Source organism: Paenibacillus azoreducens (assembly GCF_021654775.1).
Classification (GTDB): domain Bacteria; phylum Bacillota; class Bacilli; order Paenibacillales; family Paenibacillaceae; genus Paenibacillus_AQ; species Paenibacillus_AQ azoreducens.
Window position 1 is genome coordinate 459,313 of the sequence record NZ_AP025343.1, and the last position, 23,931, is coordinate 483,243.

At 50.1% G+C, this 23,931-nt stretch carries 14 protein-coding genes; 5 read left to right on the forward strand and 9 right to left on the reverse strand.

Annotated features, from left to right (window positions below; translation table 11 throughout):
- Positions 1–82: 82 nt before the first annotated feature.
- Genes L6442_RS02030 through L6442_RS02040 form a run of 3 tightly spaced genes read left to right on the forward strand, consistent with a single transcriptional unit; the run spans position 83 to position 6,513 of the window.
- Positions 83–1,750, forward strand: coding sequence for an S-layer homology domain-containing protein (locus L6442_RS02030; protein ID WP_212978385.1), 1,668 nt, complete (start codon positions 83–85; stop codon positions 1,748–1,750).
- Positions 1,751–1,765: 15 nt separating this feature from the next.
- On the forward strand, positions 1,766–3,280 hold the full coding sequence (locus tag L6442_RS02035; protein WP_212978384.1) for a dockerin type I domain-containing protein: 1,515 nt from the start codon (positions 1,766–1,768) through the stop codon (positions 3,278–3,280).
- Positions 3,281–3,300: 20 nt separating this feature from the next.
- A complete protein-coding gene (locus tag L6442_RS02040) occupies positions 3,301–6,513 on the forward strand; it encodes a cohesin domain-containing protein (protein ID WP_212978383.1) in 3,213 nt (1,070 codons plus the stop codon).
- Positions 6,514–7,171: 658 nt separating this feature from the next.
- On the opposite strand, the gene L6442_RS02045 is transcribed toward L6442_RS02040, so the two are convergent.
- The 5 genes from L6442_RS02045 to L6442_RS02065 all read right to left on the reverse strand — a co-directional run bounded on the left by L6442_RS02045 (position 7,172) and on the right by L6442_RS02065 (position 14,725).
- Positions 7,172–8,242: a dihydrodipicolinate synthase family protein gene (locus tag L6442_RS02045; RefSeq protein ID WP_373871804.1), complete on the reverse strand. Its 1,071-nt coding sequence runs from the start codon at positions 8,240–8,242 to the stop codon at positions 7,172–7,174.
- Positions 8,242–9,258 (reverse strand): NAD-dependent epimerase/dehydratase family protein, encoded by a 1,017-nt coding sequence (locus tag L6442_RS02050; protein WP_212978382.1) that lies wholly within the window; start codon positions 9,256–9,258, stop codon positions 8,242–8,244. The genes L6442_RS02045 and L6442_RS02050 overlap by 1 nt, the downstream gene beginning before the upstream one ends.
- Before the next feature lie 103 nt (positions 9,259–9,361).
- Positions 9,362–10,675, reverse strand: a complete 1,314-nt coding sequence (locus L6442_RS02055) for a GGDEF domain-containing protein (protein ID WP_212978381.1) — start codon at positions 10,673–10,675, stop codon at positions 9,362–9,364.
- 517 nt (positions 10,676–11,192) lie between these two features.
- Complete coding sequence (locus L6442_RS02060; protein ID WP_212978380.1) at positions 11,193–12,983, reverse strand: ABC transporter ATP-binding protein; 1,791 nt, start codon at positions 12,981–12,983, stop codon at positions 11,193–11,195.
- Positions 12,980–14,725: an ABC transporter ATP-binding protein gene (locus L6442_RS02065; RefSeq protein ID WP_212978379.1), complete on the reverse strand. Its 1,746-nt coding sequence runs from the start codon at positions 14,723–14,725 to the stop codon at positions 12,980–12,982. Before L6442_RS02065 ends, L6442_RS02060 begins: the two co-directional genes overlap by 4 nt.
- Before the next feature lie 1,576 nt (positions 14,726–16,301).
- Here L6442_RS02065 and L6442_RS02070 point away from each other — a divergent pair.
- Both L6442_RS02070 and L6442_RS02075 read left to right on the forward strand, forming a co-directional pair.
- Positions 16,302–16,979 (forward strand): response regulator transcription factor, encoded by a 678-nt coding sequence (locus L6442_RS02070; protein ID WP_194233527.1) that lies wholly within the window; start codon positions 16,302–16,304, stop codon positions 16,977–16,979.
- A complete protein-coding gene (locus L6442_RS02075) occupies positions 16,976–18,109 on the forward strand; it encodes a sensor histidine kinase (protein ID WP_212978378.1) in 1,134 nt (377 codons plus the stop codon). Before L6442_RS02070 ends, L6442_RS02075 begins: the two co-directional genes overlap by 4 nt.
- Before the next feature lie 1,136 nt (positions 18,110–19,245).
- On the opposite strand, the gene L6442_RS02080 is transcribed toward L6442_RS02075, so the two are convergent.
- From L6442_RS02080 to L6442_RS02095, 4 genes are all read right to left on the reverse strand, one after another.
- On the reverse strand, positions 19,246–21,186 hold the full coding sequence (locus L6442_RS02080) for an ABC transporter permease (RefSeq protein WP_212978377.1): 1,941 nt from the start codon (positions 21,184–21,186) through the stop codon (positions 19,246–19,248).
- Complete coding sequence (locus tag L6442_RS02085) at positions 21,161–21,931, reverse strand: ABC transporter ATP-binding protein (protein ID WP_212978376.1); 771 nt, start codon at positions 21,929–21,931, stop codon at positions 21,161–21,163. The genes L6442_RS02080 and L6442_RS02085 overlap by 26 nt, the downstream gene beginning before the upstream one ends.
- Positions 21,932–22,079: 148 nt before the next feature.
- Entirely contained in the window at positions 22,080–23,057 is a 978-nt protein-coding gene (locus L6442_RS02090) for a sensor histidine kinase (RefSeq protein WP_212978375.1), read from the reverse strand.
- On the reverse strand, positions 23,054–23,758 hold the full coding sequence (locus L6442_RS02095) for a response regulator transcription factor (protein ID WP_212978374.1): 705 nt from the start codon (positions 23,756–23,758) through the stop codon (positions 23,054–23,056). The genes L6442_RS02090 and L6442_RS02095 overlap by 4 nt, the downstream gene beginning before the upstream one ends.
- Positions 23,759–23,931 lie beyond the last annotated feature (173 nt).

Consider the following 23,931-nt stretch of genomic DNA (forward strand, 5'->3'; position numbering starts at 1 on the left):
CCCAAATGAGGTGAATGCATATCCGGTTTATTTAAATCTGTTTCCAACCCCAAAGTTTGATCCGAAGATAGGAGAGATCAGAATGAAAAAAATGATGTTCGCCCTTTGTCTGATCCTGTTCAGCGGGACGTTTTTCACCTTCGGAAGTATGGACGCCAAAGCGGCTGAGGGGCCTCGAGTTACCCTCGGCAGCCCTGCAAACAGCGTTCAAGTCGGTGACACGTTCAAGGTGCCGGTGAGCGGGGAAAATTTCAATGATTTATTTGGCGTTGAGGTTTCGTTAACGTATGATTCCCAGGCATTGCGGGTGCTGGATGTAAAGGGCGGTGAAGGGTACGATACTTTTGGCGCTTACGAGGATGATGCCAATAAGGGAAAGCTTTATATTCCCGTGCTAAGAAAACAGCTGCAAGGAAGTCCGCAGGCCTCTGTTCGCCTGGCTGAAATTACGTTTAAGGCGTTGCAGGAGAAACAGGCCGCAGTCGAGATTCGGCATGTGAAAGCCGTGAACAGCGAAAGATTTGTCAATGAGCAGGGATACAAAGATTTGAAAGTGCTTACATCGGATGTGGGCGAAGCGATAACGTTTAAAATCTCGAAGCAGGACGACCGAATCCCGTCTCCGGGCCAGGGGTCAGGTTCGGGATCAGGCAGCACAAGCGGGCAGACCGGAACCAATGCTTCGCCGGGCTCCAGCAAGGAACCGGTTTTGAATATGGATGCCATTTTGAAGGAAAAGGATCCGGTACGTGCCGCAGAGATGCTGCAAGCCTTGCTGAATGGGTTGAAATCGGAACCGGCTGCAGCGGACAAGGAGGTTGTGAAGAAGGCTGCATTATCCATCCTGGAAAAGCTATCGTCTGTCCCTGTAAACAAAGAGGTCGCAGATACCTATGTGATAGCTCCAGAGGATGTGAGCAAACGGAAAACGCTTTTGGCGGGTCTGAAAGCATCCTTGGCTCAGTGGAAGATGAATACGGCGGAAATCAACAAGATCGAACTCAATGCAGTGATGGAATATACGCTGGGCGGACGCGATGCCAATAAACTGGGCGTATATCGTTACAACGCGGATACGGCTGCTTGGGAATATGTCAGGGAAGCCGTCCATCAGGTGCAGGCCGGGAAATTCATGCTGGTTGTAAAGCAGGCCGGGACTTACCGTGTAATGGAGTATGCCAAGTCGTATGAGGATATCTCCGGCATTTATGCGGAAGCCCGATATGCGATTGAGGTCTTGACTGCGAAGCATATCGTGAAAGGGACGTCGGAGACGATATTTTCGCCTGGCAAACCGGTGACCCGCGCCGAATTTTCTTCCATGATCGTGAGAGCGCTTTCCTTGGGCCCGCTTGTGACGGATCCTAAGGGAGAGACTGTCTATTCGGACGTTAGGAAAGGCGATTGGTATTACGAAGACGTGAAAACTCTGCAGCAGCTCCAAATGATTAAAGGTTTCGACGATGGTACGTTCAGGCCGAATGATCCAGTGACCCGCGAGCAGATGGTCGTCATGATGATGAATGCACTGCAAGCCTTGGGTCAGGTTCCGACTGGCAATATGCAAGCTTCAGGCGAGCCGTTTGCGGATCAACAGGCGATTAGCTCTTGGGCTAAATCGTCGGTAAACAAGGCAAAAGAAATGAAGATCATCTCGGGTACGGGCCAGAACATGTTTATGCCGAAACAGTCTTCGAATCGTGCCGATACGGCCGTGTTGGTTTGGAAAATGCTTCAGCATTCGAAATAGGGGGGGAAGTCGCTTATGTTGAACTCCGGATTGAAAAAAACATGGAGAATGGGGAGAATCGCCGCGTTGGCGCTTCTGATCGCCTTGCAGCCGATTATGTTTGTTTCCGGGACCGTCGAGGCTTCCTGGGCAAGCGCACATGCGATATCAGCCGGACAGGGCGGTGATCCAGCTGATCAGCCAAGTGGCGAACCCGCTGAAGGGCCGTCTGACGGATCCGGTAATGTTGGCGAACCTGGTAACGGCTCAGTTGATGTGCCGTCGGATGGGAGAGACGGTGATCCGGCTGACGGTCAGATCGACAAACCGCAGGAAGATCCCGTGGATGGCTCTTTGATCCCGGAAGGAAAAGAAAAGGATCCGCTCGATGATCCCGCAGGAACGGGCGACCCGTCCGTACAAGAAGTTCATCATATGAAACCACTGTTGAATAACGGGTTTGAAGAGCCGCTGAATGCGGATGGGAGCATCCCGGGCTGGAGCATGTTTTTTGCTCCGAATGAAGGGACTTCCCATGAAATAACGCAGGATATGCGCTATTACGGCAATTCAAGCCTGAAGCTGGTAGACAAATCGAATACGCTGCCGATTTATTTGCAAAGCGATCCGCGCCCTGTAACGCCAGGATATACGTATAATGGGTCGGCCATGATGTATATTGCCCCGAATGCGGGGAATGCGGCCGGAGCGAGCCTGGTGCTTCGTTTCTATGATGCAGCCGGGAAACAGGTCAACACGGATAAGGATGGCGAGAACATCGTTCATTTAAGAACCGTCGGGTCATGGACACGGGTTATGGTTACGGGTACTGCGCCAGCCAATGCCGTAAATGCCAGAATGGCAGCCTCTATTTCGAACTACTTTACGGCTGAGTCGGGTGCTTTTTACGATGACTTCACCTTAACCTCACCGCAAGAAGAGAAAGCGCCGGGAAGCTTGCATCTGCAAATGCCGACAGGCTTTTCGGGAAGCCGGCTTCTTGAAGCCAAGGTTATGCTGAGCCGCGGTCAGGACGTGCAGAAGGCATTTGGCAGCTTGCGTTATGATCCGGCGGTGCTGGAGGTTGCAGATGCAGCCGCAGCAAGTGATTTTAATGCAGGCGGGGCAGCAAAACTGGATTGGAGTCATGAGTCGGGGATTCTTAAATTCGAGGCGCTCAAACCGGCGGGTTCCACCGTTAGTGATGACAAACAGGTATTAACTGTCACCTTTAAAGTTTTGGGTGAGCCGGAGCGGGTGGACGTTACGCTGCTGGAGGGTTCCGGCGTACAGGATTCAGAGGGTGTCCAGAACAACAAGATTTATATTAGTACATCCGATGAACGGACCAGCACCCAGATCCGCAGAGCATCGCTGGATGTGAACGGTGACGGGAAAACGGATCTGTTTGACGTAATGGCTGTAGCCAAAATGGTCGGTCAAATGGCGACGGGAGACAACTGGAAATATGATATCAACAATGACGGCAGAATTGATCAAGCGGATGTCGAAGCGCTGACCAACGCAATCCTGTCGAAGCTGCTGGATTAGGACGAAGGAGGGCATGCTCTATGATACCACGCGGTATGAGAAACCGTTCAATCACTTTGGCGCTTGTCTTGGCGCTGGGGCTGAGTTTGCTATTGCCGATGGGGGCGCAGGCAGCCTCGCAGAAGGAGAGCAAATTGTCGAAATTAAAGTTTGGAACGCCCATAAATCTTGGGTATCCGATCCGTTCCGTGTCGATCAACGACGGCGTGATGGGAAAGGAAGACGGGAGGGATGTGCTGTACACGACGGCATCGACTACCCCGGCCGTATTTAACGTGATTGATGTCAAAAATAATGGGTATATCCGTACTTTTGAGCTTGAAGGAGTCGCCCAATCGTGGAGACATGTCATTGCTCCTGACGGCACCGTTTATATTGGCGCCATTACTTCATCAGGTACGGGAGAGCTGTGGAGCTACTCGCCGGTTTCCAAAACCGTCCAGAAGCTCAAGGTCATCGGAAGCGAGAAATCGGTATGGTCCATGACGACCGATCCGGCAGGCAATGTCTATATCGGCACCTATGATCATGGCAAGCTGTTCCAATACAACCCGAAGACCAAAGAATTAAGGGATTACGGGAGCTTGCTCGCTAACCACAACTATATACGCTCCATGGCTTACGTTGATGGATACATTTATGCCGGCATGGCGCTTCCGTTCGAAGTCGTGAAGGTAAACGTGGAGACGGGGGCTTCGGAATTGATCTCCGACGAAGTACCGGGCATTCTTGGCATAGAACATGAAAAGCTGGAATTCGCCTATGATATGGCTGTAGTGGATAAATATCTGTTCGTCAAAGCAAGCGGAGAAGCAGGTTTGATGATGGTCTACTACAATCTGCAGGAACAGAAGTGGGAGGATAAATATATAGGCGTTGACCCGGTTAGCGGTAAAGGAGTAATGAGCTATAACCAGATCCCTGTCGCGGACGGCAAAGCTTATGTGCCTGCTCACGGAGGCATCGTTGAGGTCGATTTGGCGACACTGGCAACGAGAAATACCGGAATCAGCTTTGCCACTTCCTTGCGGGGGGCGGCCTGGATCAATATGGAGGATCCTGAACTAACCCCTGACCGCACGATCGTGACGATCCAGGCCAATGGCAAATTGTCGGCACTGGACGTGAAGAAAGGGGTACGCAAAGATTTGCCTGGCGTTGCTGCGAAAGGCGGACCGATTCCGATTCATAATATGGAGCGGGGAACGGACGGACGCCTGTATATGTCCGCTTATCCCGGCGGGGTCGGCGGTGTGTTTAATCCGGCAACCCTTGAATCATCCAACTTCTTGATGGGGCAAGCGGAAGGGATCGTATCTGCCGGAAACAAGGTATATTACGGGATATACCCTGGCGGGTACATATATGAAGCTGATATTTCCGGTGGCAAAATGAGCGAGCCCAAGCTGCTGTTCCAGATTGGATCGGGTCAAGATAGACCCTATAAGATGGAGTATGCCGACGGCAAGCTGTTGATCGGTACGATTCCGGATTATGGGCAATTGGGCGGAGCATTAACGATTTACGATTTGGCGAGCGGGGAAAAGCAGGTTTACCGCAATATCATCAAGGATCACAGCATCGTAGGCCTTGCCTATAAGGACGGCAAAATTTATGGTTCAACCACCAAATCCGGCGGGTTAAACACAACGATGCCTGCGAATAACCCGGAAGTGTTTGTTTGGGATATGGCGAAAAAGGAAATGACGATGCATACGCAGCTTACATCGTTGACAGGGCTTGGAAATCACCGGATGATCAGCGGCCTTGCTTTTGGTCCGGATGGTTTGTTGTGGGGCGGCGTTGACGGTATTCTTTTTGCTCTAGATCCGGATGACCTTTCAGTCGTCAAGCAGAAAAACATCTATCCTGATGTGAAGGATTACGGAATGTGGCGTCCGTATTATTCCCGTTGGGGCGAGGATGGCCTTCTCTATATCGGGCTGGCGAACCGGATGACGGTTGTGGATCCGGCCACGATGGAGCATCGTACGCTAACCCCAAGCAACTTTGCAATGAGCTTCATGACGCTCGCCAAGGACGCGAACGGGCATGAACAAATCTATTATACCGATGGCACGAAATTGATGATGATCCCGATTTCCAAGTCTGACAGCGTAAAGACGGCGGTTAGAAATGGCTGCTTCGAGGAACCGCTAAATGCGGACGGAAGCATCCCGGGCTGGAGCAACGCGGAATCTGGAACGGAAGTTGAGTTTAGTCTTTCGAAGGAGCAGAGCTATTGCGGAGAACCGGGGCAAAGTTTGAAAATTATTGACAAGTCGCAAAGCGATAAAGGCGTAGGCAGCTATCTTAGCGATCCGATTCCGGTCGTCCGCGGCGGTGAATATACGGCAGCGGCGAAGCTTTATATCGAGCAGGGACTGATTGAAGGTTCGAGAACGGATGATTCCGGCATCGTTTTATATTTTTATGATAAATCCGGCGCACAGATCAGCACGGTACCTGGCACGTTAATTAAAGGCATGCCGCAGAAGGAATGGATCGACATCTCTGCGACCGGCGCAGCTCCGGAGCGGGCGGCATTCGCACGAATTGCCTTGTATTCTTCGAAGTGGAACATGATGATCGGATATTATGATCAGGTAACATTTGAAGGTCAGTCTCCGGGCGGGCTGCAATTGAAGGCTGCGGGCGAAGTGTCCGTGGGAGATACGTTTGACGTGATCCTGCAGGCCAAGGACGTTACCGACCTGTATGCGGTGCAGGCAGCATTGGCATTTGACCCTGCGCTGTTCGAAGTGGTGGATGTTCGGATGGCAGACGAGTTCGGTTCCGCAGCTACCGCTCACCTGGGGTGGAACCAAGACGGCGTGAAGGGCAAAATCAACATCATCGCCACCCAGTTAGGAGATCGGGCGCTTGGCGGCAACGTGGATATTGCGCATATAACCGTGAAGGCGAAGCAAATTGGCGATCCCGCGGAAGTAGTGCTTGCCAGACAGTCCTTTTTTACCGACAAAAATGGAGATCTGACCAAGCTGTCCTACATGCTTTCGGAAGACGTGAAGCTTGGCATCCAGTTTGGATACGATGTGGAGGATTTCAACAAAGACCATAAAGTTGACGCTCAGGATGTCGCGCTCATCGCCAAGCAATTGGGCAAGAAGCTTGACGACAGCAACCGAATGATGGACTTGAACGGAGATGGAGTTATTGATATCAGCGATATTGCGCTGGTTGTGTTGAAAACGTTGGAGTCCATGAAATAGGGGCTAAGCGTCTCCTAAATGAGACCGTATTAAGCGGGTTGACCGCTGCGGCCCTTGAAAACCAATGGATATAGTCTCTAACGAAACTACAGAGCGCTATTACCTCAAAAACAAGGACAAATTAAATCTAACGAAACTACCAAGCGCTATTTAAGACAATTCCAGGTATATAGCCACTTATTTAGCTTGATAGTGATATCCAGTTTCGTTAAAATTTTCAAATGTCTTTTTTGGCACAAATAGCGATACCAGGTTTCGTTAAAAGCCCGCATGACCTCACGGTCGCCACCAACGATGAAAATGTTATGGGTTTTGTCTCAAAACGCAAAAGCACATTTTCGTATAAATTCGAAGCCGAAAGTATATGCTTTCTATGCTAGTTTTCCTTCGAAAAGCTTTTAGGCGACCGGAGTATATGCTGCCAAAGCAGTTTTTTTAATAGCTTTTAGCTTCGTAAGGATCCATTCCGTCTCCTCCGCTACAGTTGCCTCCGGTCAAATACTAATTATGATCGTTGGTGGAGACGAATGGCTGCATCAATGCGATTCTGCAAATAAAACAAGGCGCCCCTTCTTCGGTTGAACACTGGAAAAGGGGCGTCGTTTTGCTACGGATATGTTTATAATTCCTTGTTATGACCAGTTTTAGCGAGTCTGTTTTATTCTTCACCCAGCCACTCTGCAAGATGCGCGGATACAAAGGCATCATCGTTCAGGTGCGGATATTCCCGATATACACGATCGATTTCTTCCATTTGTCCCGGAGACAAGGTTTCATTCGGATTCAGGCACCATATGCCCTGCAGCAAGCCTTGGCGGCGAAGCACTTCATGAATGCCCGGGATGCAGCCTGCGAAATGATGCGCCGGATCAAAAAATGCGGCATTCGAATCCGTTACCTGCACGTTTTTCGTCAGCCATTCTGTTGATATTTCACCGTTTGTGCGGACGCGCTTAATCTCCTCCAGCAGTTCAACGGCTTTTTGCGTCCAAACCGCCCAATGCCCCAGCAGCCCTCCGACTATTTGCTTCTCCACCGTTTCGCCGCCCACCTCAAAACGATATGTCGTCAGCAGGTCGTTGATGATATTATCATCATTTCCCGTATACAGCGCAATTTCGTCGCGTCTGCTTGAATAACACACCGCACGGGCGACATCGATCGTCTGATAACGGTTGAAAGGCGCCATTTTAATCGCGACAACGTTGGGTATTTCCGCAAATTTGAGCCAGAAGTCAAAACTGAAAATCCGGCCGCCTACTGATGGCTGTAAGTAGAAGCCGATCACGGGCATAATGGCCGCGACTTGCTTCGTTCTTTCCAAAATGTCATGTTCGCTCCAGTCGGCAAGGCCCCCCATACTCAACAGGGCAGCATCATAACCAAGAGATTGGGCGAATTCTGTTTCGCGAATGGCCTGGTCCGTTGGCCCGCAAATGCCGGCTACCTTGATAAATGGGCGATTTATATTGGCATTTGCAATCTCTTCAGCCGCCATGCGGAGCACAGGTTCATATAAATTGTAAGGTTCATCACGGATCTCGAATTGCGTAGAATGAACGCCAATCGCGATGCCGCCTGCTCCCGATGCTGCATAATATCGGGTTAACGCCCGTTGATGCCGTTCATCCAATTGGCGGTTCCCATCCAATGCAAGCGGATGCGCCGGTATGACCAGCCCTTCATGCAGCGCTTGAAACAGTTCAGGCGAAAGCGTTGTAGCAGCCACTAGAATTTCCCCTTTCTTTCCTGAAAATGAGTCGGTTTATTCCACGTTGTTCCGCCGGCTTGAATCCATTCCGCCAGCCAATCGATCATTTGCAGCAAAGAGACCGAAGGATAGCCGAAGCGCTGATGTGATTTTGATGCGTTATTCAACAGCGCTATCTCCGATTCCGTGCCTTCGAACAATGCTTCTTTGTTAAGCCGCTTGGCGAATTCTTCGGCAGCCCAGCGAATCGACATCGTTTCAGGACCCGTGATATTCATGATGCTGGGCGGACTTGTGCATTCCGTCAGACAACGCAGCGCCATCTGATTGGCATCACCCTGCCAAATCACGTTGGCATGGCCCATCGTCAAGTCAATCGCCCGCCCTTCATTGACGGCTTTGGCGATTTCGAGCAGTACGCCATAACGCATGTCAATCGCGTAATTCAAACGGTAAAACAGCATCGGCGTCCCGTTTTTATGGGAGTGGTATTCAAAGATGCGCTCGCGCCCCAAGGTTGATTGCGCATATTCCCCGATCGGCTCAGGCGTTACCGACTCGCTGGCTCCACCGCTGCCGACAGGCATAAAAGGGTAAATGTTGCCTGAAGAAAATACGACAATCCGGGAGTCCTTATATTTCTCCGACACTCTGCCAGGCAAATAGGTATTCATGCCCCAAGTGAAATACTCGCGGCCTGTAGTCCCGAATTTATTGCCTGCCATATAAATAATGTTGTCGGCATGGGGCAATTGCTTCAGTTCGTCATCATTTAACAGATCGCATGAAATCGTCTCGATCCCTGCGTCCTCCAGCTCGCGTCTTGCTTCATTATTCGAGAATCTCGATACGCCAATCACGCGCTTGTTTAATCCGCCCTCGCGGATGGCGTTTTGAGCCAGCCGGGCCAAGCTCGGCCCCATTTTTCCGCCTACTCCAAGAATCAGAATATCACCGTCTACTGAAGATAAATCTTCGACTAACGTCTGAGAAGGTTCCGCCAATTTCGCTTCTAATTCCTCCAGTGTTTTCAAAGCGATTTGCCCCTTTCTTGGTATGGATTCATCTCCATCATAACGACATCGCATATAAAAAGACAAATCTTTTAATTGTCTTTAAATCGGCGAATAAATGCTGTTATGTTTTATCCTTCAAAAAAGTAAACCGGAAAATTTGGCGAGGTCTTCCCTTTGGGACTTTCTGCATGCCGGCGATGTCAGCGAGCCCGTTATCGATCCAAAGCAACAATAGCCGATGGGCGCTTCTTACCGTCACGTCAAGCAAAGCGGCAAGCTCATGAACCGTATATTCATATGTATCGTATTTCGCCGTATGGGACAGCAGCTTGCTTAAATAAGCGCTTGTCATGCCGGCGTTCTCGGCTTTTTTGATCAATGCCTTATGAGTTGCCGATAGCACGGTATGCAAGGGATCCGCCATCTCGAGCGGACCGATCAAGGTTTGATCCTCGCGAATAATAAAGCAGGTATTGCCCCCGGCTTCCTTCGATTTGCGGAGCGCGGCCCGTGCGTTGGTTCCCGCTTCATTGGCCGATGTTCCAAACCCCACCCCCAGGCTTAAGGAAATCCCAAAAGATTGGTTTGCGTCTTTGGCAAGCGGAATCGTTTTGTAACCTCCGGTCTCCCGTTCAAAGATGCCCCGCGTTGTGAAAAATAAATATTCATCCCCGCTGAGCGATGTTAGATAGCCGTCCAGCGATTCGACATAGTCCAGTACCATGCGATGAATATCCAGCTTAAGCTTTTGCACCTCATGTTCATTGCTTCGTTTCATGACCAGCTTGCCGAAATCATCGACCTTAATCATACCGACGACGATTTGCGATTCTTTGATGCGGCGGGACTCCGTGGAGAGGAGCGCGCGTTCCAGTGTTACGCTCATATCCTGGTCCGAGGGGATGAGCCACTCATTGGCGGCTTGAACCCCAGACAGCCTGCGGGCAACCGATTCCACACCGGTAATGGCCAAGGAACAATCCCCGGAGTCCGAAAGGTTACGATGAAATTCAAAGAGCTTGTCAGGCGAGGCATGTGCGGGACCGTTAAAGACAACTGCCTTTGTATGCTCGATCCCAAGGTCTTTGAGGGTGTTCATCACCATGGATTTCGTAAGCGAATCGATTGAAATGCCGCCGCTTAGGCGATTGGTCTGCAGTGCTTGAAATAATGTTTTATATAACCCGGTTCCCGTTAACGGCACATAATGCACCGGAATCGTGATGCTCACATTATCTTTAACCTTGCGATGGGAGTTCGCGCCAAATAAAAGCAGCACCTCGACTTCCATCATCAACGCCGCGGCTGTGGCGGGGATTTCATCCTCATCCTTTACAATCCGTACAATCGGCATAAATGTCGGGAATGCCTTAATCACTTTTAACAGCCTGTTTACAACCTGCTGCAATCCGATGATGCCTATCTTGATTTGCATGTAACCGAGCACTTCCTTTCTACAGTCGATTGGAACATGGCTTGCCGGTGCTGAAAACCGACCTTTTTAAACACGTACTCCTACTATTTCATGTATGAGTTGTTTTTTCAAGCATCATGAACGGCTCCGTGGCGTAATGATTGAACTCTATTTTTCAAAACTGCGGCATAACGCATCTTGGCAACCGCCGGTACCTTCTTTTTTCCATAATAACTTCATAACTTCTGCGGCATAAGAAAAACGTCTAACGACGTACTTTCATAAGAAGACAGACGGCGGTTAGCGGGAGTTTTTCCTGCGATGATAGAATCTATAAGTTTTTTGGGGTCCCCGCAAAGTATTTAGAATAAGCATCGAAGCATAGGCTCCACTTTGTGGGGTTATTTAGCGATATAAGGAAGCGGAGACTCCGGAACTTTTACTTTCGTATATCTAAGAAAAATCCCCTTCCAGCCCACAGTGTTTCGTCTATGGTTCATAGACTTTACACTGTTTGCCGAAAAGGGATAATTGTTGGTTATTTGGATGTGACGAGGTTTTCATCCGTATCTTCCGCTGCCGAGGCTTCACCCTGCCACAGCAGCTGCATTTCTGTGTTTGTTGCCAGCAGATCGGACAGGATTCCCTCCGCTTCGATCCGGCCGTCCTTCATCACGATGATATGGTCGGCTTGCGCCAAGGCCGCCTTGCGATGGGATACGGCAATGCAGGTCACGTCCCGCTCCTCAAAAAGCCGCTCCCACAGCTGTTTTTCCGTTTCTACATCCAGAGCGCTCGACAGGTCGTCAAAAATGAACAGATCGGAGTCCGTCATCATCATCCGCGCGGTTGCTGCGCGCTGAATCTGGCCGCCGGACAACATGACCCCTCTGGGGCCTACAAAAGTTTCGAGTCCTTTCTCCAGATCTTCGACATCCTTTTCCATGACGGCCAGATGGATGGCATGTGCAAGCTGATCCTCGCTGGAAGGACTTCCTTGGATGATATTTTCCCGGAGCGTATCGCTGAACAGCCGAGGCACCTGCGGCGTATAGGCAGCTCTTGGAGGAACCAGGAACGAGGCCGGGTCAATCTCTTGGCCGTTCCAATATACGGAGCCGCCGGATTTCGGCAGCAGCCCGAGCAGGGCGCGCACCAGCGTGGATTTGCCGGAACCGATCCGCCCGGTAATCACCAGGAACTTTCCGCGTTCCAGTTTGAAGCTCACATTGTTAATCCCGTTTTCCGAATTCGGATAAAAGTAGGTGAGTCCTTTAAGTTCCAGCGTCTGCAGCCGCTCTTTAGGATCCTTATGGATCGCGGGCGGCTCAGGGGGGTCGCCGTACAGATAAGTTTCACTGAAATCCATCAGCCGCTCTTGTTCCCCGGGACGAAAAAGAATGCTCATCCGATCCAGGGATACTTTTAGGCGTTTATGTTGAAAGACCATATATCCAAACAGCGAAATGCTGAATGCGATATTCGTTAAATACGAAGTGAACAGCGCGAAATCGCCTACTGTAAACCGTCCTGCTTTCATCTCCGCCGCGCACATCAGCAAAATGATGCCGGTACAAATGCTTAACACATGTTGGTTGAGCGAGCGCATCCACTGCTTAAACAGATTATCTTTCAGCGCGGCCTGCCGGCGCGTTTCGTTCAGTTCGGCAAACCGGCGGTGAACATGCTCTTCCGCTTGGCCCAACTTAACCGCCTGTACCGCCCCGAATGTTTCCGCAATAAAGCTCGTAATCCGTCCGGTAGCTTCGCGGTTTTGCTGTCCGTACCGTCTGGCCCGGTTGCCCGAAAGGTTGTTGAGGAAAGTTACCGCCAGCAGCGGCAAAATGGCAACCAGCGTAATTTGCCAATTGATTCGGGCCATAATGACGAGGGAGACAACGGCAAAAGCGAACCGTCCCCAGAAGTCAACCCATGATTCGACATATTCGACGACCTCATCCACATCTTCGCGGAATCGGCTTACCGCTTCCCCAGGCGAGGCGGGGAGGTTGCGGCCGGGCCAGCGCATGATGCCCTTGAGCATATTGGTGCGGAGAATGGCTTGAATGTCGTAGATATAGGTTACCCATTTGAAGAACGCCCCGAAAAAGACGCCTACCCGGGTGATCCTTACGAGTGCGATAAAAATTAATGGAACGGCGAGCCACAGGTAATCATGCGACTGGCTTGTGGCCCTGTCGAAAAACCACTGCATTCCAAGCCCGAGGAGCAAGGGAATGGAGTGAAAGAGGCCCCAAAGGAGGCCGTTAACGATAAACAACGATATGTTATAGGTAAACAGGCGTTGTATAAATCGGGATACAGTCATGCTAAATCCTCCTCTTTGCCTGTAATCAGCAGCTGCGCGTAATGCGAGGAAGGGTCTTTGGCCAATGCCTCCCTCTCGCCAAATTCAAGAATCCGGCCGTCGCCCAGCACCATAATATGATCTACCTGCTCCAGCGTAGACAGGCGGTGTGCGATCACAATGCCGGTGTATTTCATCATCAGCTGGTCTACGGCGGTTTGCAGCATGGCTTCGGTAGCCGCATCCAGACGCGATGACGGTTCATCCAGAATGACCAGGCTCGGTTGGGTCAGGAATACCCGTGTCAGGGCAAACAGCTGTGCTTCGCCGGCGGAAAGGGAAGTCCCGCCTGCTTTTACATGTGTATTTAAGCCTTCGGACAGCGAATCGATCCACTGCTTCAGTCCAAGTCTTGCGGTCGTCTCCAGGATGTATTCGTCTGAGATGCTGCTGTCAAACAAAGTCAAGTTATCGCGGAGCGTTCCGTCAAACAGCTGCACATCCTGCGTGACCATGCCGACCCGGCGATACAAAGACTCGAGCTTCAGATCCCGGATGTCCTGGCCTCCCACGCGGATCACGCCGCTGTTGATGTTGTATAATCGCAGCAGCACGCGGCTGAGACTCGACTTGCCGCTGCCCGTACGCCCAACAATGCCTAAACGTTCACCCGGGCGAACCGAAAACGTAATGTCATGCAGCACCGGCTTATCCGGGTTGTAACTAAAGTTGACGCGGTCAAATTCCAAGCCGAGGGCACCTTCAGGTAACGTCGTTTGGCTGCCTTCGATAATTTCGCTGCGGTACGAAAGGAGCTCCTGGGAACGCATCATGCCGGATTTGGCTTTTTGGAACTCCTGCACCTGATCGCCCAGCTGCTCAATGGGGTCATTCAGCATTTGCGTGTACTGATAGATCAGAAAAAGCGTACCCAAAGAGATTTGCTTGGTCAGATAAAAATGAACGCCTAGCAGCAGCACGACCGTAACCGCGACCGCGAAGAGGACAACGGTGGTGTTCCAAGGGATCACCCGCAGCATCCAGGCTTTGCGCCCTTTCAAAAATACGGTGCGCATGGCACGGTAGAAACGGTTCATGACATACGGCACATTGCCGCCTGTCTGAACATCTTCGATCCCCGCAATCCGTTCCTCGATAAAACCGAACAGGGCCGCGCTTGCTCCCCGCTCATCCTTGGATGACTTCACACCCATATTACGGATGAAGACCATAGCGCCGATTGAAGCCAGCGTAAACAGAGTCATAACCGCCGCGATCGGCCAGCTTATCGTATACATAAAGCCTAGAATACCGGCGAGCAGCACGAAGCTGCCGATAACCTTGATGATAAACATCGAGAAAAAATTCGACATATGGGTAACGTCGCCGTCAATGCGTTCGATCATTTCGCCGGGTGTTTTCAAATTGTGAAAACGCATATCCAGACGGAGGCAGTGCTTCAGCAGATCGCCGCGCAGCTGATTGGTGGCGCGCCAGGAGACGTCGTTTCCGAGATAGCTGATAGCCACCGTCAGGATCTGATTGAGGACGGCGAACACAAGATAGACGCCCGCGAGCACAAGCAGGCTGGATACGATGCCGTTTGCTGCGGCCGTATCGATAAACCGCTGCACAATCTGCGGATTGATGAGCTGCGCTGCGGTGGAAGCAAGCAGCAGAAGTAACAAGACCAGCAGCCGGCCCGCAACCGGGCGCAGATACTTCAGCAGCCACGACATCGATTGTTGTTTAGGTTGTTGCATGCGAAAAACCCCCAATTCCAAGAAGCAAACATAATGTTCTTTCAGGTTTAAATTTGCTCTCTCCGGCCCCTCGCCCGTTCCATTGGCCGGATGCAAATAATATCCATCATACAATAATTTGGAAACGATTCAAGATAAAGATTGATTATAAGAAAAACTTTATCGAAGAAAACACACAGTAGCCAGACCGCGTTTAGAGGAAGTTTTTCTTGCGATATAAGAAGATGAATCATCGAAGCGAAAGCGCTTTATATCTAAAGAAAATTTTTATCGATGCACCTTCAAAGAAGCCAGACCGCGTTTAGAGGAAGTTTTTCTTGTGATATAAGAAGATGAATCATCGAAGCGAAAGCGCTTTATATCTAAAGAAAATTTTTATCGATGCACCTTCAAAGAAGCCAGACCGCGTTTAGAGGAAAATTTTCTTGCGATATAAGAAGAGGTAACTTCGAAGCAAAAGCACTTTATATCTAAAGAAAAACTTTATCGATGCACCTTCAAAGAAGCCAGACCGCGTTTAGAGGAAAATTTTCTTGCGATATAAGAAGAGGTATCTTCGAAGTAAAAGCACTTTATATCTAAAGAAAAACTTTATCGAAGAAAACACACAGTAGCCAGACCGCTTTTAGAGGAAGTTTTTCTTGCGATTCCCTCCACTGTTCATATTCAGTTCATAAACTTGATGTAATCTAGGTCCGTCGCAAGGAACTTGCTATGAAGCGAGCAGAAGGAGGAAGCTGTGGGAGAGGGAGTTTTTTTGATAATCAGATGTGAAGCTTTTTTTTAGGCGTGCTGTGTGGTATGCGTTTTCTAGCTTGTAATTCTCTCTTTTACGTAGGCATTTGTGGAAACCAACCCACGGATAGCAGCGCGCAACCGTCGCCCGCTATATTTGCTCTCGTGCCCATGCTCAGGCTGTGAAAAACGTAGGGCTTAGCATAAACGTTCATAGCAACGGACACCACGGACGCTATTTCGCTAAAAATAGCTGTTTTGTAATTCTAACGGTCACCACAGCGCTTATATGCTGCGAAACACAGGTGAATGCAGATTTTCCACGAAATAGCTGCATCTATGTCCGTTAAAAATCATATTGGCCGGAATTGCCCTCAATAGCGGCCGCTGTGTCCGTTAAGCGAAGGATTCGTCGAGGGCGGCGTTTTGGCGAGAGGCGTTTTGCCTGGGCGGGATTGATGTACAGCAGAGATGTGCCATATCGCCCGATGATGGATCTTACGGTTATGGCAGGTTTTCCTTGTATTCACCATTGTCGGTACGCTAATGTTTACGATATCGGAGTGGAGCCGCTAGAGAAGGGCTTATAATCGGAGCATCCTATAGTAGGCTGTTTGCATACGAAGAAGGTTATTATAATGAAAATAGATGGCGGCCGAGGCTAAAGACTTTGCAACCGGACTGTAGATGGCGGCCGAGGCTAAAGACTTTGCAACCGGACTGTAGATGGCGGTAGAGACTAAAGACTCTGCAACCGGACCGTTCTGGTACCTCATAGCGAGGTGCATATGTTTGTGTATGATGAAATTCTTCAGAGATTTCAAAGAAAGGAGCCGGTAAGATGCCACTCATTCTTGTAGTTGATGATGACCCGCATATCCGCGAGCTGGTCAGCCATTTGCTCAAAAGCGAAGGATTCCAAACTGCGGAAGCAGCCAATGGCCATGAAGCGCTAAAGGTTCTGGAAACGGCGCGGGCGGATTTGGTCATTTTGGATATTATGATGCCCGGTATGGACGGATGGGAGTTGTGCAAGGAACTGACTGCAGATTACGAGGATCTTCCTTTACTGATGCTGACCGCCAAAGGCGAAACCGTGCATAAAGTGAAAGGGTTTGAGCTTGGGACGGATGATTACCTGGTCAAACCCTTCGATCCGCCGGAACTTATCGTACGGGTAAAAGCTTTGCTGAAACGCTACCGCATCGCGGCTTCGCAGCAGATTCAAATAGGTTCATTGCGGCTGAACCGCAAAACCTATGAATGTTATATCGGCGAGGAGGCGGTCACACTGCCGCTGAAGGAATTTGAACTGCTGTTTCTGCTGGCGAGCTACCCTGGCAAAACCTTCTCCCGCGACCAACTGATCGAGCACATTTGGGGATTTGATTACGAAGGGGACGAGCGGACGGTGGATGTGCATATCAAACGCCTTCGTGAACGTTTCCCGGCGGAAGGACATTCGTTTCAAATCCGGACGATCCGCGGCCTTGGCTATAGGCTGGAGATGATGGCATGAGGAAGCATGATGGGATCAGGGTCAAGCTGAAGGTTGCGTTTTTTATGCTGTTGATTCTGGCGGCATTATGCATTTGTTGGACGGCGGCGTATTATTTGACTCATTTGTTTGGCTGGCGCATAAGCGGATTGGTTAGGCAGTTGGCAAATTCTGTACTTGGATTTATTATCTTCGGCATATGCATTTCGATCATCTCAAGGTTTGGCCGGGATCGGCAGTTGGAGTTTTACCAGTCGATTATCGATGCGCTGAAGCGGATTTCGAGAGGGGACTTTTCTGTAACGCTGCCGGTTGAAGGGATGGAAGATGGACGTTTTACCGCGATTATTCAAAGCATCAATGACATGGCTGCCGATTTGAATAAGCTTGAATCCATGCGTCAGGAATTTATTTCGGACGTTTCCCATGAGATTCAATCTCCGCTTACGTCGATCAGCGGGTTTGCAAGAGTGCTGAAGGAGAAGCAGCTTAGCGTGGAGGAACGGGAGCATTATCTGGATATCATAGAACAGGAAAGCGTAAGGCTGTCGCGTCTATCGGAAAATATGCTGCGTCTTGCTTCTCTCGATTCCGAGCAGCACCCGTTCCATCCCGTCCCCATCCGGCTGGATAAACAGCTGCAGAAACTGATTTTGGCCTGTGAGCCGCAATGGCAGGAAAAGGAACTGGATATGACCGCAGAGATGGAGCCGGTGACGATTGAAGCCGATCCCGATCTGCTGAGCCAGGTGTGGGTCAATTTGCTGCATAATGCCATTAAGTTTACCCCGGCCGGAGGCAGCATTCAGGTTCGTCTGGCAGCCGGGGAACGGCAGGTCGCCGTTATAGTAGAGGACTCGGGAATCGGAATTTCGGAGGAGGATCAGACCCATATTTTCGAAAGATTTTATAAGGCCGATAAATCGCGGACCCACTCAGGCGGAGGGAGCGGACTTGGCCTTTCCATTATTCAAAAAATCGTGGAGATGCATCAGGGTAGCGTCCAGGTGTCCAGCCGCCTCGGGGAAGGTACGGCGATAACGGTATGTATGCCTCTTCATGCCGCAAAGCCGTCGACTGCACAGCCTGCACAACTCGTTCAGCCAGTGAAGAGAAGAAATTACGGCAGGCAGAAGAAAAACAACTATTGATGTACTCCGATAGATGGACAGACCACGCTTAGCGGATGTTTTTCTTGCGATATCAGGATGTGCCCCTTGGGAATTATGCTATCTAAAGAAAACATTATCGATGTAGCCGCTCAAAAGTCCGGGTTAAGCGGAGGTTCTTCTTGGGGAATTGATCCAAGTTAGATATTGGGACTTTCAATGGATGCGAAGCGCCTTATTTAGCAACACGATTCCGGAGTTAAGCGGGGTTGTATATGACGTGGTGATGCAACCGCAACTGTATGCGAGTCGGCGGATATTATTTTTTGCTTGATAAAAGACGTTTGGTGCTGTTTATTAGCTAAGCGATGGGAAAGCCTGCAAAAGTGCATCTTTTTTTCGTGATTTAGCTGCTTTAGCGATAAAAGCTTGCGAAAGTGCAGTTTTTTTAGGTGATTGAGGCCTGATTTCAGGATTTTTGTAGAAAAGGATGCATAATTGCATCAATTTTCCAATTCGGAACCCAAATCGACGAAATACATGCACAAACGCAGGAATTTACTGTATCACGCAGGCCTTTCAATGTCAGAAAGTTGTGCGTAACCGCATCACGTCTAAAATTATTGCTGCAACAGCATTTCCCACACACTATAGTTTCCACTATACAGGGCTTGATGCCACGCCTGCAGTTTTCATCTCGATAGTTGATGCCCCACCTGCGGTTTTCACCTTGATTGTATATGCTTGTTGATGCCACGCCTGCGGTTTTCACCTTGATTGTATATGCTTGTTGATGCCCCACCTGAGGTTTTCACCTTGATTGATGTGCTTGTTGATGCCACGCCCGCATTTTTCGCCTCGTTTGTTGTTTCTCCAGCATATAGCTCCTACCTTACAGAACAATACTCCATCATTTTCAGCCCTTTCACAAGGCGTTAGGTGGCCGCTTCACCTATGCGCTTCAGATTCACAAGCGAGTGTCAGCACACTCCTCCAAAAAAGGCGACTGCCGCAATAAAATGCGACAGTCGCTTTATGCGTTTTCTAGCGTCTTTCGAAATGACGCACCGACCATGGTACAGGCCCATCACCGACATGTACAGCGGTTGAGGCGCGTTTTTGGCTGCTGGTAGGATTTCGGGTGCGGCAGGTCTGCAGCTTCTAAGAAATAATAGATACTACATGATTTTTTGATATAAATGCCCAAGATAACGCCAGCGTGTCGCGAAAAAGTAGATGACTTGAATCCCGAGAAACGTCGCGAAGATAGTCAGCGTATGGGAGACGACAGAAAATTCGACAAGCCCTTGAAGCGCTGTAAAAGCGACACTGCTGTGAATGAAAGCCACCAGAAGCGGCAGGAAAAACATGAGTATAAGCTGGCGCGTTACGGTTGTAGCAAGCTCCTTGCGGCTGAGCCCCACTTTGGCAATCATCCGATACTGTTCTTCGTCCCGGGATAAATCGGCATAAAGCCTGAAATAGATAAAGCTTGCGGCAAAGGTGAAAAAGACGATCCCGATCAGTCCGCTAACGATGAGCAGCATGCCGTTCAGCTGCTTGGAATGCAGCCAATCCAAGACCAGCGCATTAAAGTTAAAGGGGGAGTTTTGCCCGCCCGACGCCTCTGAATCGAGGGCTTTGGATATTTCCTCGGCAACCGCGCGTGAGTGACGCCACTCCTTCACCGCGAATGCGGTAGTTTTCGGCATGTATCCCTCATCTTTTGTCAACGTCCCGTAATCCGAATCCGCAATGATCAATGAACCGCCATATGACGCATCAGGAATCACAATATGTGGCAGCGCCTTGACCGTATGCAGGGTTAACGTGTTCGCTGCTTTTGTTATCGTAACCTGGTCGGTCTGAAGTCCTTCCAGTTTGTACTTATTGTTTTGAGTAACCGACGACGGGGATACCATCGTTTCTCCGCTGCGAAGTGTCTCCTTGGGATAGCCAAGAGCAGCGGCAAGTTGGTTATAGTCGCTCAGCCGGATCAATGTTGTTCCGTCATCCGCGTAGGTTGGAGTGTACGAGGCCATCCGATAGGCAAATCCCTCTCTTTTTAGGGTCTGCTCGATCAGACGGACATGTTTCTCTCCGTATAAAGGATTGGCATCAGGCCCGGGAAAGAAGGTATACGTAAAAGCATAAGGGTTTTTCATCGCCGCAAGCCCGGGATCACCGATGGCGAGGGCCGTCCCGATGCCGGTAAAAGCGATCGCCGAAATGATCGCCACCATAAAAAACATGACCGCATTGTCTTTCATCCGGTAGACCAGTTCGGAAATAGTCAGCAGATTCGTTCGTTTGAACAAGACACGGGGTCTGTTTTTTAAGGTCCGCATGACGTATACGCTGAGCTGTGTGAAGAGGAAATAGGTCCCGATAATGACCAGAATCACGCCCCCAAACAGCAAGGCAAACGAGAAGATGCGGCGCAGCGCGAACAGGAAGACACAGGCATAACCCAAACCAATCAGCAGAACAGCCAGGATGGAAAGGCTCACGGACGCCTTCGGTTCCGGCTTTGGTTTGTCCTCAGCTTTGATCAGCTCAACAAGCATGCCTTTTTTGGTTATGAGCGACGTAAACGCGGCAACGACCATAAACAGCGCCAGATAGCTGCCAGCGGTCAGCAAAATCGCTTTTACCGGCAGATAGAACGGCAGTCCGTTTTCAACAGCCAGCATAGAGGCGCAGATCAGCAGGATCAACTTGGAAAATACGACGCCAACGATGATGCCCGTGATAATGGCTGCAGCGCCGATCGCGATATTTTCAATAAAAAGCATCCGGTTGAGCTGTTTGCGCGACATGCCGAGCATAAGCAGGATGCCGAATTCCTTTTTGCGGAGCTTGACGAAAGAGCTGGCGGAATAGAGCAGGAACAGGAAGGAAAACACGAAGACGATATACTGCGAAATGTTCATTCCCATCGTGCCGAGCACGCTCAGCGTGATGCTGTCCGCTATGATCTGCCCTTTGAGATCGGGATGAAACGCCAGCATGGCATAAGTGAAAAAAATCATGACCGAGAAGGCGCTGCTCAGGAAGTGGGCGACGTAGGTCCGCTTGTTCCGGAAGACGTTGTTAAACGCGAACTGACGGAAATTCATGCCCATTCCCTCCCAGCAGCGACAAGACATTAATGATCTTTTGGTAGAATGCGGCCTGGCTGTCGCCGCGGTATATTTCGTTATACAGCTGTCCGTCCTTGATGAAAATGACGCGGCTGCAGTAGCTTGCGGCGACTGCGTCATGCGTTACGAGCAGCATCGTCACCTGGTCTTCGCGGTTGCGCTTCTCCAACATTTCCATCACTTCACGCGCTGATTTGGAATCCAGATTGCCTGTCGGCTCATCCGCAAGCAGCAGCTTGGGCTCATGGATCATTGCCCTTGCAATCGCCGTCCGCTGCGCTTGTCCCCCGGAGATTTCATACGTCCGCTTGTCCAGGATGGAGGCGATGCCGAGTTTTTCTGCCAGAACCGCCACCTTCTCGTTCATTTCCTTGAGAGCGGCCCCGTCCAGCGTAAGCGGCAGCATGATATTTTCTTTGACGGTGAGCGTGTTCAGCAAATTAAAGGCTTGGAACACGAATCCGAGTTCCCGCCGCCGGAACATGGCCAGTTTATCCTGCGACAGCCTGTGAGGGTCCTCGCCTCCGATGCGGATCTCGCCCGAGGTTGGTTTGTCGATCGTGGAGATCATGTTGAGCAGGGTTGTTTTGCCGCTGCCGGAAGGCCCCATAATCCCTACGAATTCACCGCGGTTAATGGATAGATCGATATTGGAGAGCGCCTCATAGGAGACCATGCCCTTATATATTTTGCCGAGATTTTGGGCAGACAGAATTTCCATGGCTTTGAATGCCTCCTTACATTTTCATTCTTAACGCTCTTCAGTCTACGCTATAGGCGGGGATTCTCCTATCGAATCAGCTTTCATCTGCCTTACAACATTGAAAGATAAACATCCATGCCGTGGTTTCGTAAAGACATCACCCGCGCTACTTGGGAAAATGGATGCGAACCAGCGTCCCTTCTCCTTCTGTGGAATCCAGCTCGATCTGATGGTTCAGCTTGCCGATGACCTCTTTTACGATGTATAACCCCATCCCGGTGGATTCTTTAAAATGTCGGCCGTTTTCACCGGTATAAAAGGGACGAAACACGCGGGGAAGATCGGCTTTCGGAATGCCAACGCCGCGGTCCTGTATATCCAAAATCACCTCATGGCCGTCGGCTTTGGCGGAGATCGTTACCTTTTGCCCGCTGCCTGCCGAGTATTTAATCGCGTTGTTCAGCAGCTGTCCGAGAATAAAATGCATCCATTTGCCATCGGTTCTCACGTATAGACCATCTTCGATCCGCACTTCAGGATACACATGGCTCCGGATGAAATAGCGTTTATATTCATGCACGGTTTCATTCACCAGCTGTTTCAGTGCGATATTTTCAACGCTGAAGTCCTGCTCAAAGGTATCGAGCCGGGCGACGTACAGCACCATCTCCAGCCCCCTTCGCATCCGTTCGGCTTCCTCCGCAATGCTCCGCGTCCGTTCATCCTCCTCTTCCTGGGCGATCATCTCGATCACCGAAAGGGGAGTTTTCATCTGATGGACCCACTGGTTCATAAAGGTCAGATGGTTTTCATGCTTGCGTTCCCAGCCTTGGAGCATCGTTTGGTACTGCTTGTACTGGGTCTCCATAAGCTCGCTCAAAGCAGACGGAAGCGGAGACGGCTCATGCCGCTGCTCGAATTCGCCGAGGGAAACGACCGGATGGGAAAGACGCTTATAAAAGCCGCGGTGAGTGGCGTAACGAAAAATAAGATATCCGGCAAAAACAAACAGCCCCAGGCCAAGGGCGTATAAGGCGGTGAGCGGGTGATCGTAACCATCGAACCAGAAAACGGCCAGCACGGTTAGCAGTTCAATCAGAGTAAACGCCAGCAGAGGAAGATGCTCACGGATAAATAACTTCATCCCTGCTTTCGATCCTTCCAATTCATATTCAGCCGGTAACCAAGGCCTCTTACTGTCTCCAAAGCTTGCTCCATGCCAAGTTCGGCAAGTCTTTTCCGCACGCGGGTAATATTGACGCTGAGGGTATTGTCGTCTACGAAGGCATCATCCCATAATTTTTCCAAAATCACTTCGCGGCTGACAACCCGGGGACTTCGTTCCATCAGCGTTTCCATTAAAATAGCTTCCTTTTTGCTCAGGGTTACCGTTTGATCTCCGAGCTGCAGCTCCATTCGTTCGGGGTATAAGGTCAGGCCGTTCCGTTCCACGGTGCGCTCTTGGCCTTTTGCGGCGTAATCCCCGTAAACCCGGCGAAGCTGACTGCGGATTTTGGCTATGACGATTTCAAAATAAAACGGTTTGGTAATGAAATCATCCGCTCCGTTTTCCAGCGCCATGACCTGATCCATTTTGTCGCTGCGCGCCGATATGAAAATGATCGGACATGTCGAAATTTGCCGAATTTGTCGACACCAATAATACCCGTCAAAGCTGGGCAGGTTGATATCCAGCAAAACGATATGGGGCGCATGTTTCTCAAACTGCTCCAGCACGTGATCGAAATCATCAATGACGATGCCGGTATCTCCGTATTTTTCAATATGGGAGCGCAGCAGCTCCGCGATTTTTGGGTCGTCTTCAATGATTAGAATTTTATACATAAGGATAGCTCCTCCGTCGATCCATAAGTGGAAAGTCATTTTGTGAACATTATACACGCTGCTTGCTTCCTAAAAACATGATGTGCTCTCTCAAAAGATTTAGCTATCAATCCATGTAAAATGCTTAACTTCAAAAATGTAAACCATCCTTCTCAAAAACGAAAGATAAGCGG